The sequence below is a fragment of the Streptomyces sp. 3211.6 genome, from assembly GCF_003634815.1.
Classification (GTDB): domain Bacteria; phylum Actinomycetota; class Actinomycetes; order Streptomycetales; family Streptomycetaceae; genus Streptomyces; species Streptomyces katrae_A.
The window spans coordinates 4,582,984-4,596,752 of record NZ_RBXC01000001.1 but is presented as its reverse complement, the minus strand read 5'-3'; the positions used below and the strand labels follow the sequence as shown (position 1 = coordinate 4,596,752).

Genomic DNA, 13,769 nt, shown 5'->3' with positions numbered 1-13,769 from the left:
TCGACCCCACCGACGCCGGCCAGCACCACGCCCTCGGAGACCTCGCCGCCTACTGACACGGACTCTGCGATCCCACTGTCATAACCCTGCGTATCCCGCTGACATCCACCCTGCGCACGACACGGGGGCGCGTCGGGATCGCCTCGGGGTGGGGGGTGGGGTGGGGTCCGGGTGGGGGTGGTGTCCGGGTGAGGTTGGGGTTCGGGTGGGGGTGATGCCGGATCCGGGGCGGCGCGGGGGGCGGGGAGGATCGCGGTATGACCAACGAAGCTTTTGTGTACGGGATTTCGGGACGGGCCGGCGGGGGCCGGCGGCCGTGGGGGCCCCGGTGGGCCGGGTTCGTCCGGGCGGCTTTCGTCTTCGCGCCGCTGTGCGTGCTGGTGTACGGAGTGGTCCGGCTGGCCGACCCGGGCCACGGGCCGGGTCCCGCCTGGACCGTCGGGCACGTCTTCCTGGCGGCCGGGCTGGTGCTGTTCGGCGCGGTGTTCCTCGGGCTGCGGCGCCTGGCGGTACCCGCCGGACGCGCGGGCCGGGCGGGCGCCGGTGTGGCGACCGGGCTCGGGCTGGCGGGGGCGGTGGCGGCCGTGGCGCAGGCGGGCATCGACCTGGTGGTCGGCTTCCAGGCCACCGACCGGGCGGGCATGGACCGGCTGTTCGAGGAGGTCCAGGGCCGGCCGGGTGTGGAGCCGGTCGTCTACTCGGTGGGGCCGATGCTGTTCTACGTGGGCCTGCTGTGGCTCGTGACGCAGCTGGCCGTGCAGCGCCGGACCGGGGTGTGGCGTCCGGTGGCGGTGCTGCTGGGCACGGCGGTGATGGCCGTCAGCCTGGACCTGATCCCGCTGGGCGCCCTCCTGTTCGCCGCGGCCCTGTCCCCGCTGGGCCGCGACCTGGCGGCCCACGAGTGCGCCGCCCGCGCCGACCTGGCGTACGCGGGCGCCGCCGCCCCGCGCACGGCCGGCCTGCGGGCGGTCGCTTGACGTACGCCGGCGCGGGGCGGTGTCCGGGGGCGGGCCGGGGACGTCGTGGCCGTCCGGGGGTCAGCGGCGGGCGCGGAGTTCCGTCTTGAGTACCTTGCCGCTCGCGTTGCGCGGCAGGTCGGGGACGAACTCCACCTCGCGCGGCACCTTGTAGTTGGCCATCTCGCGGCGCGACCAGGCGATCAGGTCGTCGGCGGTGAGGGTGGAGCCGGGGCGGCGGACGGCATAGGCCTTGCCGACCTCGCCGAGCCGGGGGTCGGGGATGCCGACGACGGCGACGTCGGCGATGTCCGGGTGGAGCCCGAGGAGTTGCTCGATCTCGGCGGGGTAGGCGTTGAAGCCGCCGACGATGAACATGTCCTTGATCCGGTCGGTGATGCGCAGGTTGCCGCCGCCGTCGAGGACGCCGACGTCGCCGGTGCGCAGCCAGCCCTCGGGGGTGAGGGTGCGGGCGGTGCCTTCGGGGTCCTCGAAGTAGCCGCGCATCACGTGGTGGCCGCGGACCCAGACCTCGCCGGGGGTGCCCGGGTCCTGGGCGGTGCCGTCGGGGCCGGTGATGCGCAGCTCGGTGCCGGGGATGGCGCGGCCGGAGGTGGCGGCGATGACCTCGGCCGGGTCGCCGCGGCGGCACATGGTGACGATGCCGGCCGCCTCGGAGAGGCCGTAGGCGGTGAGGACGGTGGCGATGCGGAGTTCGGCGCGGAGCCGTTCGACGAGCTGGAGGGGGACGACGGCGGCCCCGGTGACGACCAGCCGCAGGGCGGAGAGGTCGTGGTGGTCGCGCTGGGGGTGGTCCAGGAGGGACTGGTGGAGGGTGGGCGGGCCGGGGAGGACGGAGATCCGCTCGGCGGCGATGTTGGCGAGGACGGTGTCCACGTTGAAGACGGGCTGGGGGACCATCGTGGCCCCGCGCATCAGGCAGGCGATGATCCCGGCCTTGTAGCCGAAGGTGTGGAAGAAGGGGTTCACGATGAGGTAGCGGTCGCCCTCGCGCAGTCCGGCGAGCTCGCTCCAGACGGCGTAGCAGCGCAGGGTCTGGGCGTGGGTGATGACGGCGCCCTTGGGGCTGCCGGTGGTGCCGGAGGTGAAGATGATGTCGGAGGGGGCGTCGGGGGCTATCGCGTCGGCGCGGGCGCGGACGGCGGCGGCCGGCACGTCGTCGCCTGCGGCGAGGAAGTCCTTCCAGGTGCGGAAGTCGGCGGGGGCGTCGTCGGCGAGGACGACGACCTGTTCGAGGTGGGGCAGGCCGGGCAGCGGCCCGCTGCCGGTGCCTTCGGCGGCGGCGCGGCGCAGTGAGGCCACGTAGGAGGTGCCGAGGAAGGTGCCGGTGACGAACAGCAGGCGGGCGCGGCTGCGCCGGAGGACGTAGGCGGCCTCGGCGCCCTTGAAGCGGGTGTTGAGGGGGACGAGGACCGCGCCGGCGGTGACGGCGCCGAGGGCGGAGACGATCCAGTCGACGGTGTTGGGGGCCCAGACGGCGACCCGGTCGCCGGGTTCGAGGCCGGCGGCGATGCAGGCGGCGGCGGCCCGTTCGACGCGTTCGCCGAGCTGGGCGTAGTCGAGGCGGGTGCGGCCGTCGACGACGGCCTCCCGGCGGGCGTGGCGGCGGGCGGCGTCCCGCACGAGGGCGGCGACGGTCCCCCAGCGCAGGTCGCCGCGCGGATCGGCGGGACCGCCCCCACCGGAGCCCGCGCCCCCACCGGCGAACCCGCCGGCGAACCCACCGGCGGCCGCCTCGCCGGCGCCCCCCTCCCCGTCGGGGCGCACGCCGCGGGCGAGCCCGTCGCCACCGGCCACACCGGCCGGGGCCTCGTCGGCCGGGGGCACACCGCCCCCGGTCGCACCGCCCCCGGTCGCACCAGCCGCGGTCACGCCGGCCGCGGTCACGCCGGCCGGGGGTGCGGAGCCGTTCGTGCCCGTGTGTTCGTCGTCGCCGCCTCGGTCCATCGAAACCGCCCCCTCCGCCGGATCCCGGTAGCTGACTATCCGTCAGATTAGCTGTAGCCTTCGCGGCTGTCAGCAGTACCGACGCACCCCGGAGGTGGCGATGGCGGCAACGCTCAAGGACGCTACGGCAATCGTCGGCATCGGCCAGACCCCCTTTGCCAAGCGGCTACCCGCCTCGGAGAAGGAACTGGCCTGCCGGGCGATCCTCGCCGCGCTCGCCGACGCGGGCATCGCCCCCGGCGAGGTCGACGCCTTCGCCTCCTACACGATGGAGGAGACCGACGAGGTCGAGGTCGCCAAGGCCATCGGTGCCGGCGACGTCACCTTCTTCTCCAAGGTCGGCTACGGCGGCGGAGGCTCCTGCGCCACCGTCGGCCACCTCGCCGCCGCCATAGCCACCGGCCAGGCCACCGTCGGCGTCGCCTGGCGCTCCCGCAAGCGCGGCTCCGGCCCGCGCCCCTGGAAGAACACCGCCGTCCAGCTGCCCACCCCCGGCCAGTGGACCCGCCCCTTCGGGCTGCTGCGGCCCGCCGACGAGATCGGCATGCTGGCCCGCCGCTACATGCACGAGTACGGCGCCACCCGCGACCACCTCTTCAACGTCGCCATGGCCTGCCGCAACCGCGCCAACGAGAACCCCGCCGCGATGATGTACGAACGCCCGCTGACCCGCGAGATGTACATGACCTCCCGCATGATCAGCGACCCGCTCTGCCTCTTCGACAACTGCCTGGAGACCGACGGGGCCCTGGCCTGCGTGGTCGTCTCCGCCGAGCGGGCCCGCGACTGCCGGCACAAGCCCGTCTACGTGCACTCCGCCGCCCAGGGCCTGCCCTCCCAGCACCACGGGATGGTCAACTACTGGAACGACGACCCGCTGTCCGGGCCCGCCTGGACCGCCGCCCGGCACCTGTGGAAGCAGGCCGACTTCGGGCCCGCCGACGTGGACGTCGCCCAGATCTACGACGCCTTCACCCCGCTGATCCCGCTCTCCCTGGAGGGCTACGGCTTCTGCGGGCGCGGCGAGGGCGCCGCCTTCACCGAGGGCGGGGCGCTGGAGATCGGCGGCCGGCTCCCCATCAACACCGGGGGCGGCGGCCTGAGCGAGGCCTACGTGCACGGGTTCAACCTGATCAACGAGGGCGTCAAGCAGCTCCGCGGCACCTCCACCGCCCAGGTGCCGGACGCCGCGACCTGCCTGGTGACGGCCGGTGAGGGCGTCCCCACGTCCGCGATCCTGCTGCGCGCCTGAGCCGGCCGCCCGAGCCGCGCCCCCGAGCCACGCGCCCGAGCCGCGCGCCCGCCCCGAGCCCCTCCCCTAGGAGCCGCACGATGACCACCGCCCCCGGCGCCGACGAACTCCAGCTCCTGCTCCCCGTCCCCGACGAGGACGGCGCCCCCTTCTGGGAGTACGCCGCCCGCGGCGAGCTCCGCGTCCAGGCCTGCGCCTCCTGCGGCCGGCTGCGCTTCCCGCCCCGGCCCTGCTGCCCGCACTGCGGGTCCTTCGAGTCGGAGTGGCGCCTGATGAGCGGGCGGGGCCGGATCTGGTCCTACGTCCTGCCGCACCCCCCACTGCTGCCGGCCTACGCGGCGCAGGCGCCGTACAACGTCATCCTGGTCGAGCTCTCGGACGCCCCGCACATCCGGCTGGCGGGGAACCTGGTCGCCTCCGCGGACGCCCCGCTCGACTCGGTGGACCCGTCCCGGCTGCGGATCGGGGCGCAGGTGCAGGTGGTGTTCACCGAGACGGGCGGGATGACCGTGCCGCGCTGGATCCCGGGGAAGTCATGACGCTGCGGGTCGAGCGGGACAAGGAGGCCGGGGTCGCGGTCGTCACCCTGGACCGGGAGCACCGGCACAACGCCGTCGACCTCGACACGGCGGCCGAACTGGCGTCGGTGTGGCGGGAGTTCCGCTTCGACGAGGAGGTGCGGGCGGTGGTGGTGACGGGCGCGGGCACGGCCGCGTTCTGCACCGGCATCGACCGCTCGGCGCAGGTGCCGCAGCCGGCCTCCCCGTACTCGGCCGACGACCCCCTCGTCGCCATCGGGCCGAAGGCGAACGACCTGTGGAAGCCGGTGGTGGCCGCCGTCAACGGCATGGCCTGCGGCGGGGCCTTCTACCTGCTGGGCGAGGCGGAGTTCATCGTGTCGGCCACCACCGCCACCTACTTCGACCCGCACACCTCGTACGGGATGGTCAGCGCCTACGAGGCCGTCTACATGGCGCAGCGGATGCCCTTCGGCGAGGTCGCCCGGATGTCGCTGATGGGCACGGCGGAACGGCTCTCCGCGCGCCGGGCGTACGAGATCGGCCTGGTTTCGGAGCTGGCCGAGCCCGCGGAACTGCTCGCGGCGGCGCTGCGGTCGGCGCGGACCCTGGCCGCGTTCCCGACGGAGGGCGTCCAGGGCACCGTGCGGGCACTGTGGTCGGCGAAGCAGGCCGCGCTGCAGCAGTCCCTCGCCCAGGCCCCGGCCCTGATCGCGCTGGGGAACCTCCCGCCGGAGCGCCAGGCGGAGCTGTTCGCGGGGCGCCGGCCGGGGTCGGAGTTCCGGCTGCGCTGATCAGGGCTTGCGGGCGGCGGCGGACGTGGGCGTGGGCGTGGGCGACGTCGGCGTGGGGCTCGGGGACACGGTGGCGGGCGCGGTGGTGATCCCCGTGATCCGGCAGTCCTTGACGTCCTCCGCCCGGTCCTCGGCCCGCAGGGGGACGACCTCCCTGGCGGTCCGGCGCGGTTCCAGGGTGACCAGGACCGTGGACGTCTCGATGAGGCCCGCGCCGACGCCCTCGCGCCGCAGGGTCACGGAGAAGGTGGCGGTGCGGTCGAGCCGCGAGGTGACCTCGATGGTGCTGGAGGGGCGGGCCGTGCCGGCGTCGATGCAGGACACCACGTAGGCGGTGGCGGGCCCGGTGCTCGCGGTGGGCGAGGCGGTAGCGGCCGGGCCGCTGTCGGTGCGGGTCCCGGCGCCCTGGCTCGTCTTCGTGGTCCTGCTCTTGCTCTTGCTCTTGGAGCTGGAGCAGCCGCCCCCGCCGCCGTCGCTCTTGCCGTGGCCCCCGCCCGTGGAGAACCCGGTGAGCGACAGCACCACCGCCACGAGCACCGCGCCGAATCTGACCCTGCGTACCCGTCCGGACAGCATGGTTCACGTCCCTCCCCCTGAGACAAAACGCCGTCACGCTACCAGGGGGCCCGGGCCGCACCCCGGCAGGGGACGCCCGACGTGTCGGCATTCACCACCGCACACCCGGAAGGCTCCCCTCCGCTCTCTTCGCCACCAGCGAAGACCTGCCCTCCCCGGGTCTCGGACCGCCCGATCCGTGGTTGCATCCCAGCACCGAACCCGGCGGCAGCCGCACACCCCGCGTCCCTTCGGCGAGTACCACGTCACCACGAGGAACACGGCGAAATGCGACGCAACATCACCACCGAGATCACCATCGACGCGACCCCGGAAGAGGTCTGGGCGGTCCTGACCGACCTGCCGCGCTACTGCGTGTGGAACCCCTTCATCCGGCAGGCCGGCGGCGAGGTCGCGCCCGGCGAGCGGCTGCGGCTGACCATGTACGCGGAGTCCGGGAAGCCCACCACCTTCCACCCGACCGTACGGGTCTGCGTGCCCGCGGCCGAGCTCCGCTGGGTGGGCCGCCTCCTCGTCCGGGGCCTCTTCGACGGCGAGCACTTCTTCCGGCTCTCCGAGGGCCCGGGCCGCACCACCCGGCTGGAGCACGGCGAACGGTTCCGGGGACTGCTGGTCCCCTTCCTCGGCAAGCTGCTGGAAGGCACGGCCCGCAACTTCACGACGATGAACGAGGCCCTTCGCCGGCGCGTCGAAGCCGCCCGCGCCACCTCCTGACGCGCGCACCCCGGGCCCGCCGGCCCCGCCTCCGGACGCCACGACCGGCGTGCGCCGCCCAGGGCCCCGGGCTAGCGTCGGGATCATGACCGCTACCCCGGAGGGCCGGGCATGATCCGCAACGCAATCGGCTCGCTCATGGGTCTGATCGGCGCCGTCGCCGCCGTCTGGAGCCCGTTCCGGGCCTGGTACGACGGCCGCCCCGGCCGCGACTACCGCATCGAGGAGCTGTTCTCCGGCTCCGGCGTCACCACGGACGTGCCCGCGCTGCTGGGCTCGCTGCTGCTGCCGATGCTCTTCGCCGCGCTGCTCGTGCTGCTCGCGGTCCTGCGGCGTTCGCGGCCGCTCATGGCGCTGGCGGGGGTGGTGGTGCTGGGGGTGGCGGTGCTGTGGATGGTCCGCCAGGGCCAGGCGGCCGGGGGCCTGTCGGTCGGCGCCGACGGGCAGGGCATCGGCGACGGGCTCGCCTCCGCCTTCGGCGCGGGCGCGCTGCTGCTCCTGGCGGCGGCGGTCATGCGCGGACGCCGCCGCCGGCCCCACGGCCGCGACCGCTACCTGGACCTCGACCCCCCGGCCCGCCCGCCGGCCGGGGAGCACGAGCCGTGGGGACCGGGCGACCGGCCGTAGCGGCCGGACGCAGCCGGCCCCGGCGGCCCCGAACGGCGGCGGCCCCGCTCCCCTGAGGGGGGCGGGGCCGACCTGCGCGGGGTGGGGATCAGGCGTCGACGACGCCGGAGGCCGCGACCTCGATCTTGGCGCGGGTGGCGCCGGAGGGGGAGCCGAGCTTCTCGATGGCGTCGACCACGTCCTGGCCCTCGACGACCTCGCCGAAGACGACGTGCTTGCCGTCGAGCCACGGGGTGACGACGGTGGTGATGAAGAACTGCGAGCCGTTGGTGTTGCGGCCGGCGTTCGCCATCGACAGCAGGTACGGGCGGTCGTGCTTCAGGTTGAAGTTCTCGTCGGCGAACTTCTCACCGAAGATGCTCTTGCCGCCGGTGCCGTTCTGGCGGGTGAAGTCACCACCCTGGAGCATGAACTGCGGGATGACGCGGTGGAACGGGGAACCCGCGTAGCCGAAGCCGTGCTGGCCGGTGGCGAGCTCGCGGAAGTTCTGGGCGGTCTTCGGGACGACGTCGTCGAAGAGGTTGAAGACGATGCGGCCGGCCGGCTGGCCGTCGATGTTGATGTCGAAGTAGACGTTGCTCATGGGTCCCATCCTGTCACTCCCGGTGCGGAACGCGACCCGGAGGGGCCCCGAAGCACGCCGCCGGACCGCCCATAGCTCGTTCAGGTGAACCAAATACATATGCCTGCGGCACTTGTCGAGAGCGCCTTGGATCGTCCGTATGGTCGCTTCGCACCACGAGGCATCCCACCGGATCTTCCAGGACCGCCCGGAGCTGCTCGCCCCGGTGTTCCGCATCCTCGGCGTGCCGCTTCCCGCCAAGGCCGCCGTCGAGGTCCTGACGGCCGACGTCACCGAGATCCGTCCGCTGGAGCGGCGGGTGGACAGCGTCCTGCGCATCGAGCCGGAGGACGGTGTCGGCGGCTTCCTCCTCGCCATCGAGGCCCAGGGCCGCCGCGACCCGGACAAGGCAGTCAGCTGGGCTTACTACCTGTCGTACCTGAAGGCGAACTACGCCTGCCCGGCCCTGCTCCTCGTCATCTGCCAGGACGACGGCACAGCCCGCTGGGCGGCCGGGCCCTTCCCGCTCGGCGCCCAGGGCTGGAACGCACTGACGCTGCACCCGCTGGTGCTGGGCCCCGGGAACGTCCCCGTGATCACCGACGTGGAGGACGCGGCGCGGGACCTCCCGCTCGCGACCTTCTCGGCCATGACCCATGGCCGCGGCCGGAGCGCTCCGGCCATACTGAAAGCACTGGCGGAGGCCCTGGGGAGCGCCGATCCCGAATCCGTCGCCTACTACTCCGAACTGCTGGAGATCGGCCTGGGGAACACCCCGGCGCGAGAGACCTGGAGGGACCTGATGCCGCGTACCTACTTCCCCGGCCGGGGAACGCTCATCGAGGAGACCTACCTGGAAGGCGAGGCGCAGGGCCGGGTCGAAGAGCGTGCGCAGCTGGTCCTGCGGGTACTCGACAACCGCGGAGTCGCGGTGACCCAGGAGGTCCGGGAGCGGATCGCCGCGTGTGGCGACCTCGACACCCTTGGGCGGTGGATCGACCTCGCCTTCGCCGTATCGGACGCGGAGGGCCTCTTCGAGGGCCCGGAGGGCTGAGGGGGCCCGGTCGGCCCCGGCCCCCGCCGGCGGGGCGGGGGCCGGGGGTGGCTCAGGCTCCCGTGCGGGTGCCCGTGCCCTTGGCGGCGTCCAGGGCGTAGACGCAGCGGTCCTTGCTGCACGCGTACACCACGCCGGCCTCTGCGACCGGTGCGCCGGTGATCTCGCCGCCCGTGGCCAGCTTCCAGCGCAGCTGCCCGCCCGCCGCGTCCAGGGTGTAGAGGCAGTGGTCGGCCGAGCCGAAGTGGACCCGGCCGTCCGCGACCACCGGAGGGCCGGTGATCTCGCCGCCCGCCGCGAACCGCCACTTCGGGGTGCCGGTGACCGCGTCGAGCGTGTACAGGGCGCTGCCCGCGCCCAGGTGGACGTTGCCGCCCGCCACCAGCACCGGGTCCGCAGCCGGGCGCGGCTCGGTGGCGATGCGCCAGCGGTCCTTGCCGGTGGCGGCGTCCAGGGCGTAGACGGTGCCCAGGTAGTCGGCGAGGTAGACCCCGCCGCCCGTGACCGCCGGACCCGGCGCGAACGCGGGCGGGGCCAGGAAGACGGCGGGCGCCTCGAAGTGCCAGCGGACCCGGCCCGAGGCCCGGTCGACGGACAGCACCCGGGTGCCGGCGGCCACGTACACGTTGCCGTCGGGGGCCGGGGTGACGCGGACCGGGACGTTGCCGCAGGAGGCCGCGTCCCCGACCGGGTACGACCAGGCCTCCAGCCCGGAGCGGGCGTCGAGGGCGCGCAGCCGGGCGTCCTGCCAGACGTAGACCGTGCCGTCGTGGAGGACGGGGGCCGCCTCCGGTGTCTCGAAGTCGGTCTGGGCTCCGCTCAGCTCCCACAGCTTCTGCCCGTTGGAGGCCTCCCAGCCCTGGACGCCGCCGCCGCGCGTGGCGGTGATGACGGTGCCCCGCTCGGCGCGCAGGGCGTACACCCAGGCTTCGGTGTTCAGCCGCCACCGCTCGGAGCCGTCCTTGGCGTCGAGGGCGAACAGGGAGGGCCCGTCGGAGGCGTGGATGCGGCCGTCGGCGACCGCCATGGACCAGGCGACGTCCCGCGTCTTGAACTGGCGCCGGCCGCTGCCGACGTCCAGGGCGTGCACCTCGAAGGAGGTGACGTACAGCAGGTCGCCCGCGACGGTCGGGGTCCCCCACACCTCGTTCGACATGCGGAAGCGCCACGGCCGCCAGCGCCCGCTGTCCGGGGACGGGCCGGGGGCCGGCACGGACGGGGTGGCCACCGGGGCCGCGGCAGCGGACGGGACCCCGGCCGGCGGGCGCACCCAGCCGGTCGCCGAGTCCGCGGCGGCGAGCGCGGCCGGGGCGGAGGCCGTCGCGCGCGGGCCGGGCCCGATCGGCACCGGCGAGCCGCCGAGCTGCACGGGTGCGCCCGGCAGCGAGGAGACCGGCGCCATCGGCGGGCGGTCCGGGCGCGGCGGCAGGGCCTGACCGGTGCGCGGGTCGGTGAAGGGGTCGGCGGTGCCGCGCGGGGGCCTGCGGTGCGTGGCGGGGCCGGAAACCGGCAGGGCGGGGGCGTGGGCGGAGGCGGGCCCTGAGGCGGGCGCGTGGCCGGAAGCGGGGGCGTGGCCGGGGGCCGGGGCGTGCCCGGAGGCGGGCGCGTGGCCCGAGGCGGGCGCGTGGCCCGAGGCCGGGGCTGCCGCGGAGCCGCCCTGCGGGGCCCGGGAGGGGCCGCCCGGGGACGGCACGCCCGGGGCCGGGACGCCGGGGGCCGGAGTACGGTGCCCCGCGCGCCGGGCCTCGATCATCGCGACGGCCCGGGCCGGCAGCCACGCCGAGGCGGTGCCGCTGTCGTCGCCGCCGTCGAAGAGGTGCGGGGCGAGCTGCGCCTGGAGGTCGGCGGGGGTCGGGCGCTGGGTGGCGTCCATCTGCATGCAGGAGTCGATCAGCGGCCGCAGCTCGTCGGGGAGCCCGTCGAGGTTGGGGCCCTCGCGCAGCAGCATGAAGACCGTCTCCACCGGGTTCGCCCCGTGGTACGGCGGGTGCCCGGTCGCGGCGAACACGAGGGTGGAGCCGAGCGAGAACACGTCGCTGGCGCCCTTGACGCTGCGCGAGTCCTTCGCCTGCTCCGGCGACATGTAGGCGGGGGTGCCGACGGCCACGTTCGTCATCGTCAGCCGCGTGTTGGACACGCCGCTCGCGATGCCGAAGTCGATGACGCGCGGCCCGTCCTCGACGACCAGCACGTTGGACGGCTTGAGGTCGCGGTGGACCAGGCCCGCCCCGTGGATGGACTGCAGCGCCTCCGCGATGCCGGCCGCGAGCCACCGTACGGCCTGCACGGGCATCGGCCCGCACTCGTTGACGATCTCCTCCAGCGAGGGCGCCGGCACGTACGCGGTCGCCAGCCACGGCACGGCCGCGCGCGGATCGGCGTCGACCACGGCCGCGGTGTAGAAACCGGACACCGCGCGCGCCGCCTCGACCTCGCGCGTGAACCGCACGCGGAAGAGCTGGTCCTCGGCGAGCTCGGTGCGCACCGTCTTGATCGCGACCCGCCGACCGGACGCCGACCGCGCGAGATAGACCAGCCCCATGCCGCCGGCGCCGAGCCGTCCCAGCACCTCGAAGGGGCCGATCCGTCTCGGGTCGTGCTGCGTCAGCTGCTCCACCACTCGCCTCCACACCTCCCCTTACGGGCCCTCTGCCCGGGCCCGCTCTTTCCCAGCGCGTCCGCCGGCGCGCGCACCGGCACGGCGGACGGCCGCCCGGCGTCCCGTACGGCACCACCTGCGGAACGGCACCCGACGGCACCCGTTCCGCCGCGCGCGGCGTCCGACTCCCGGCCCGTGGCCAGGAGTCGCGCAATCCTGATTCTGTCAGGCCCGCGCCTGGTCCGGCCCCGGCTCCGGGTCCGCGTTCGCGCGCGGCGGCGACAGGAGGGCGAAGACGGCCCCTTGATTGTCGGCCACGACGGCGATCCGGCCGTACGGCGTGTCGAACGGATCGGCGGTCACGCGGCCGCCGAGGCGCTGCACCGTGGCCACGCTCGCATCGCAGTCGGGGACGGCGAAATAGGCCAGGAAGTGGGCGGGCATGATCTCCGGGAAGGCGTCGGTGATCAGGCTGCGGCCCAGGACGGCGGTGGCCGCGCCGGGCGCGGAGCCGGGCGGGGACCACAGGCGGTACTCGGCGGCGGGGGCACCGGGAGCACCGGGGGCGGCAGCCGGCTCGTCGGGGTCGTACTGGTCCTCGGGAACGTAGCCGAAGACGGTGGCGTAGAACACGTCGACCGCGTCGCGGGCGCGGGTGTAGAGCTCGCCCCAGCAGTAGGTGTACGGCTCGCCCTGGGCCTCGAATCCGTGGTGGGTGCCGGGCTGCCAGAGCCCGAAGACGGCGCCTCCCGGGTCGGCGGCCATGGCGGCGGTGCCGTAGGGGCCGACGGGCTGGGGGTCCATCACCATCTGGCCGCCGGCTGCGCGGATGCGGGCCGCGCAGGCGTAGGCGTCGGAGGTGTGGAGGTAGATGCCCCAGACGGTGGGCATGCGGCCGTCGGGCTTGGGGGCGAGGGCGGCGACGTTGCGGCCGCGGCTGTAGGCCTGGGTGTAGCCGCCGTACTCGGGGCCCGCGCTGTCGCCGAAGGTCCACCCGAAGAGCTCACCGTAGAAGCGCTTGCCCGCCTCGACGTCGGGCAGCGAGGCGTCGACCCAGCAGGGGGAGCCTTCCGCGAATGCGACCATGGGGAGGTTCCTTCCGGTTGCGCCGGGTTGCACTGGTTTGCACTGGGTCTGTCCCTGATGGACATGGTCCGCCCGAAAGGTTGTCCACACCCTGTTGATAAGACTATTCGGGGGATACGGGGGGATACGGAGGGGGGTGCGTCGGGCTTGGAGGGCAGGGTGTACCGGGGTTGGACGGGTCGGCGCCTTCGCCGCTCACCGCCCGGGTGGCGCCGCCGCAATTCGGCCGAAATCCGCTGCCCCGGGACGTCCCGCAGTCGCTCCTGGGCTGGTCGGCGGGGCCGTAACCCCATTTGCAGGCGGCCGAATAGCGCGCCGGAGCCCCCTCGGTAAGCTGACGGCATGACAGGACAAGTACGCACCGTCGACGGGCGTGTCGCCGGCCGGCGCGGCCAGGCGACGCGGCAGAAGCTGCTCGACTGCCTCAGCGAGATGCTCAGCTCCTCGCCGTACCGCGACGTCAAGGTGATCGACGTCGCGCGCAAGGCCGGTACCAGCCCCGCCACCTTCTACCAGTACTTCCCGGACGTCGAGGGCGCCGTCCTGGAGATCGCCGAGGAAATGGCCACGGAGGGAACCCAGTTGACGGCGCTCGTCGAGGGCCGCAACTGGGTCGGAAAGGCGGGCTGGGCAGCCGCCGAGGAACTGGTCGAGGGATTCCTGGACTTCTGGCGCCGCAACGACGCGATCCTTCGCGTGGTCGACCTCGGCGCGGCCGAGGGCGACAAGCGGTTCTACAAGATCCGCATGAAGATCCTGAACTCCGTCACCAACTCCCTTACGGAGTCGATGAAGGAGCTCCAGGCCAAGGGCAAGGTCGACAAGGACCTCAGCCCGGCGGCGATGGCCGGCTCACTGGTGGCGATGCTGGCAGCGGTCGCCTCGCACCAGAAGGGCTTCCAGACCTGGGGCGTCAAGCAGGCCGAACTCAAGCCCAACCTGGCGCTGCTCGTGCACCTGGGCATCACCGGCAAGAAGCCGACCAGGTGACGGCGGACCCCTCGCGGGGGTCCGCCGTCGGCGCAGGCTCCCGTACGCCTGGGGTCAGCGCCGCTCCAGGCGG

13 protein-coding genes are annotated in these 13,769 nt (G+C 74.3%); 8 read left to right on the top strand and 5 right to left on the bottom strand.

What is annotated here, in order from left to right; genetic code table 11:
• Positions 1 to 257: 257 nt before the first annotated feature.
• Positions 258 to 977 (top strand): hypothetical protein, encoded by a 720-nt coding sequence (locus BX286_RS21315; RefSeq protein ID WP_148710287.1) that lies wholly within the window; start codon positions 258 to 260, stop codon positions 975 to 977.
• Positions 978 to 1,037: 60 nt separating this feature from the next.
• On the opposite strand, the gene BX286_RS21310 is transcribed toward BX286_RS21315, so the two are convergent.
• Positions 1,038 to 2,924: a FadD3 family acyl-CoA ligase gene (locus BX286_RS21310; RefSeq protein WP_261993489.1), complete on the bottom strand. Its 1,887-nt coding sequence runs from the start codon at positions 2,922 to 2,924 to the stop codon at positions 1,038 to 1,040.
• Positions 2,925 to 3,024: 100 nt separating this feature from the next.
• Here BX286_RS21310 and BX286_RS21305 point away from each other — a divergent pair, with 100 nt between their 5' ends.
• The 3 genes from BX286_RS21305 to BX286_RS21295 all read left to right on the top strand — a co-directional run bounded on the left by BX286_RS21305 (position 3,025) and on the right by BX286_RS21295 (position 5,488).
• The gene (locus BX286_RS21305; protein ID WP_079429189.1) at positions 3,025 to 4,176 is read left to right on the top strand and encodes a lipid-transfer protein; all 1,152 of its coding nucleotides are present in this window, start codon (positions 3,025 to 3,027) and stop codon (positions 4,174 to 4,176) included.
• Between the two features lie 80 nt (positions 4,177 to 4,256).
• The gene (locus BX286_RS21300) at positions 4,257 to 4,715 is read left to right on the top strand and encodes a Zn-ribbon domain-containing OB-fold protein (protein ID WP_121016005.1); all 459 of its coding nucleotides are present in this window, start codon (positions 4,257 to 4,259) and stop codon (positions 4,713 to 4,715) included.
• Positions 4,712 to 5,488, top strand: coding sequence for an enoyl-CoA hydratase/isomerase family protein (locus BX286_RS21295; RefSeq protein WP_121016003.1), 777 nt, complete (start codon positions 4,712 to 4,714; stop codon positions 5,486 to 5,488). The genes BX286_RS21300 and BX286_RS21295 overlap by 4 nt, the downstream gene beginning before the upstream one ends.
• Here BX286_RS21295 and BX286_RS21290 read toward each other — a convergent pair whose 3' ends face one another.
• Positions 5,489 to 6,064 (bottom strand): hypothetical protein, encoded by a 576-nt coding sequence (locus BX286_RS21290; protein WP_121016000.1) that lies wholly within the window; start codon positions 6,062 to 6,064, stop codon positions 5,489 to 5,491. It abuts the gene before it with no gap.
• Positions 6,065 to 6,331: 267 nt separating this feature from the next.
• Here BX286_RS21290 and BX286_RS21285 point away from each other — a divergent pair, with 267 nt between their 5' ends.
• Both BX286_RS21285 and BX286_RS21280 read left to right on the top strand, forming a co-directional pair.
• Positions 6,332 to 6,778, top strand: a complete 447-nt coding sequence (locus tag BX286_RS21285) for an SRPBCC domain-containing protein (protein ID WP_100863134.1) — start codon at positions 6,332 to 6,334, stop codon at positions 6,776 to 6,778.
• Between the two features lie 111 nt (positions 6,779 to 6,889).
• The gene (locus tag BX286_RS21280; protein WP_237293020.1) at positions 6,890 to 7,405 is read left to right on the top strand and encodes a hypothetical protein; all 516 of its coding nucleotides are present in this window, start codon (positions 6,890 to 6,892) and stop codon (positions 7,403 to 7,405) included.
• An 88-nt stretch (positions 7,406 to 7,493) separates the two neighbouring features.
• Here the strand turns inward: BX286_RS21280 and BX286_RS21275 are convergent, their stop codons facing one another.
• Positions 7,494 to 7,988: a peptidylprolyl isomerase gene (locus BX286_RS21275; RefSeq protein WP_079429184.1), complete on the bottom strand. Its 495-nt coding sequence runs from the start codon at positions 7,986 to 7,988 to the stop codon at positions 7,494 to 7,496.
• Positions 7,989 to 8,127: 139 nt separating this feature from the next.
• On the opposite strand from BX286_RS21275, the gene BX286_RS21270 reads away from it, so the two are divergent.
• Complete coding sequence (locus BX286_RS21270; protein ID WP_121015996.1) at positions 8,128 to 9,021, top strand: hypothetical protein; 894 nt, start codon at positions 8,128 to 8,130, stop codon at positions 9,019 to 9,021.
• A gap of 52 nt (positions 9,022 to 9,073) precedes the next feature.
• On the opposite strand, the gene BX286_RS21265 is transcribed toward BX286_RS21270, so the two are convergent.
• The gene (locus tag BX286_RS21265; protein WP_185117204.1) at positions 9,074 to 11,641 is read right to left on the bottom strand and encodes a PQQ-binding-like beta-propeller repeat protein; all 2,568 of its coding nucleotides are present in this window, start codon (positions 11,639 to 11,641) and stop codon (positions 9,074 to 9,076) included.
• Positions 11,642 to 11,845: 204 nt separating this feature from the next.
• A complete protein-coding gene (locus BX286_RS21260; protein WP_079429182.1) occupies positions 11,846 to 12,706 on the bottom strand; it encodes a VOC family protein in 861 nt (286 codons plus the stop codon).
• Positions 12,707 to 13,048: 342 nt separating this feature from the next.
• Between BX286_RS21260 and BX286_RS21255 the strand changes: the two genes are divergently transcribed.
• A complete protein-coding gene (locus BX286_RS21255) occupies positions 13,049 to 13,696 on the top strand; it encodes a TetR family transcriptional regulator (protein ID WP_121015993.1) in 648 nt (215 codons plus the stop codon).
• Positions 13,697 to 13,769: the final 73 nt, after the last annotated feature.

What these genes read in the sequence shown, in the direction of transcription:
- BX286_RS21290 (WP_121016000.1), bottom strand. Translation starts at nt 6,064, where the DNA reads ATGCTGTCCGGACGGGTACGCAGGGTCAGATTCGGCGCGGTGCTCGTG.
- BX286_RS21310 (WP_261993489.1), bottom strand. Translation starts at nt 2,924, where the DNA reads ATGGACCGAGGCGGCGACGACGAACACACGGGCACGAACGGCTCCGCA.
- BX286_RS21255 (WP_121015993.1), top strand. Translation starts at nt 13,049, where the DNA reads ATGACAGGACAAGTACGCACCGTCGACGGGCGTGTCGCCGGCCGGCGC.
- BX286_RS21300 (WP_121016005.1), top strand. Translation starts at nt 4,257, where the DNA reads ATGACCACCGCCCCCGGCGCCGACGAACTCCAGCTCCTGCTCCCCGTC.
- BX286_RS21280 (WP_237293020.1), top strand. Translation starts at nt 6,890, where the DNA reads ATGATCCGCAACGCAATCGGCTCGCTCATGGGTCTGATCGGCGCCGTC.
- BX286_RS21295 (WP_121016003.1), top strand. Translation starts at nt 4,712, where the DNA reads ATGACGCTGCGGGTCGAGCGGGACAAGGAGGCCGGGGTCGCGGTCGTC.
- BX286_RS21275 (WP_079429184.1), bottom strand. Translation starts at nt 7,988, where the DNA reads ATGAGCAACGTCTACTTCGACATCAACATCGACGGCCAGCCGGCCGGC.
- BX286_RS21260 (WP_079429182.1), bottom strand. Translation starts at nt 12,706, where the DNA reads ATGGTCGCATTCGCGGAAGGCTCCCCCTGCTGGGTCGACGCCTCGCTG.
- BX286_RS21285 (WP_100863134.1), top strand. Translation starts at nt 6,332, where the DNA reads ATGCGACGCAACATCACCACCGAGATCACCATCGACGCGACCCCGGAA.
- BX286_RS21305 (WP_079429189.1), top strand. Translation starts at nt 3,025, where the DNA reads ATGGCGGCAACGCTCAAGGACGCTACGGCAATCGTCGGCATCGGCCAG.
- BX286_RS21270 (WP_121015996.1), top strand. Translation starts at nt 8,128, where the DNA reads ATGGTCGCTTCGCACCACGAGGCATCCCACCGGATCTTCCAGGACCGC.
- BX286_RS21315 (WP_148710287.1), top strand. Translation starts at nt 258, where the DNA reads ATGACCAACGAAGCTTTTGTGTACGGGATTTCGGGACGGGCCGGCGGG.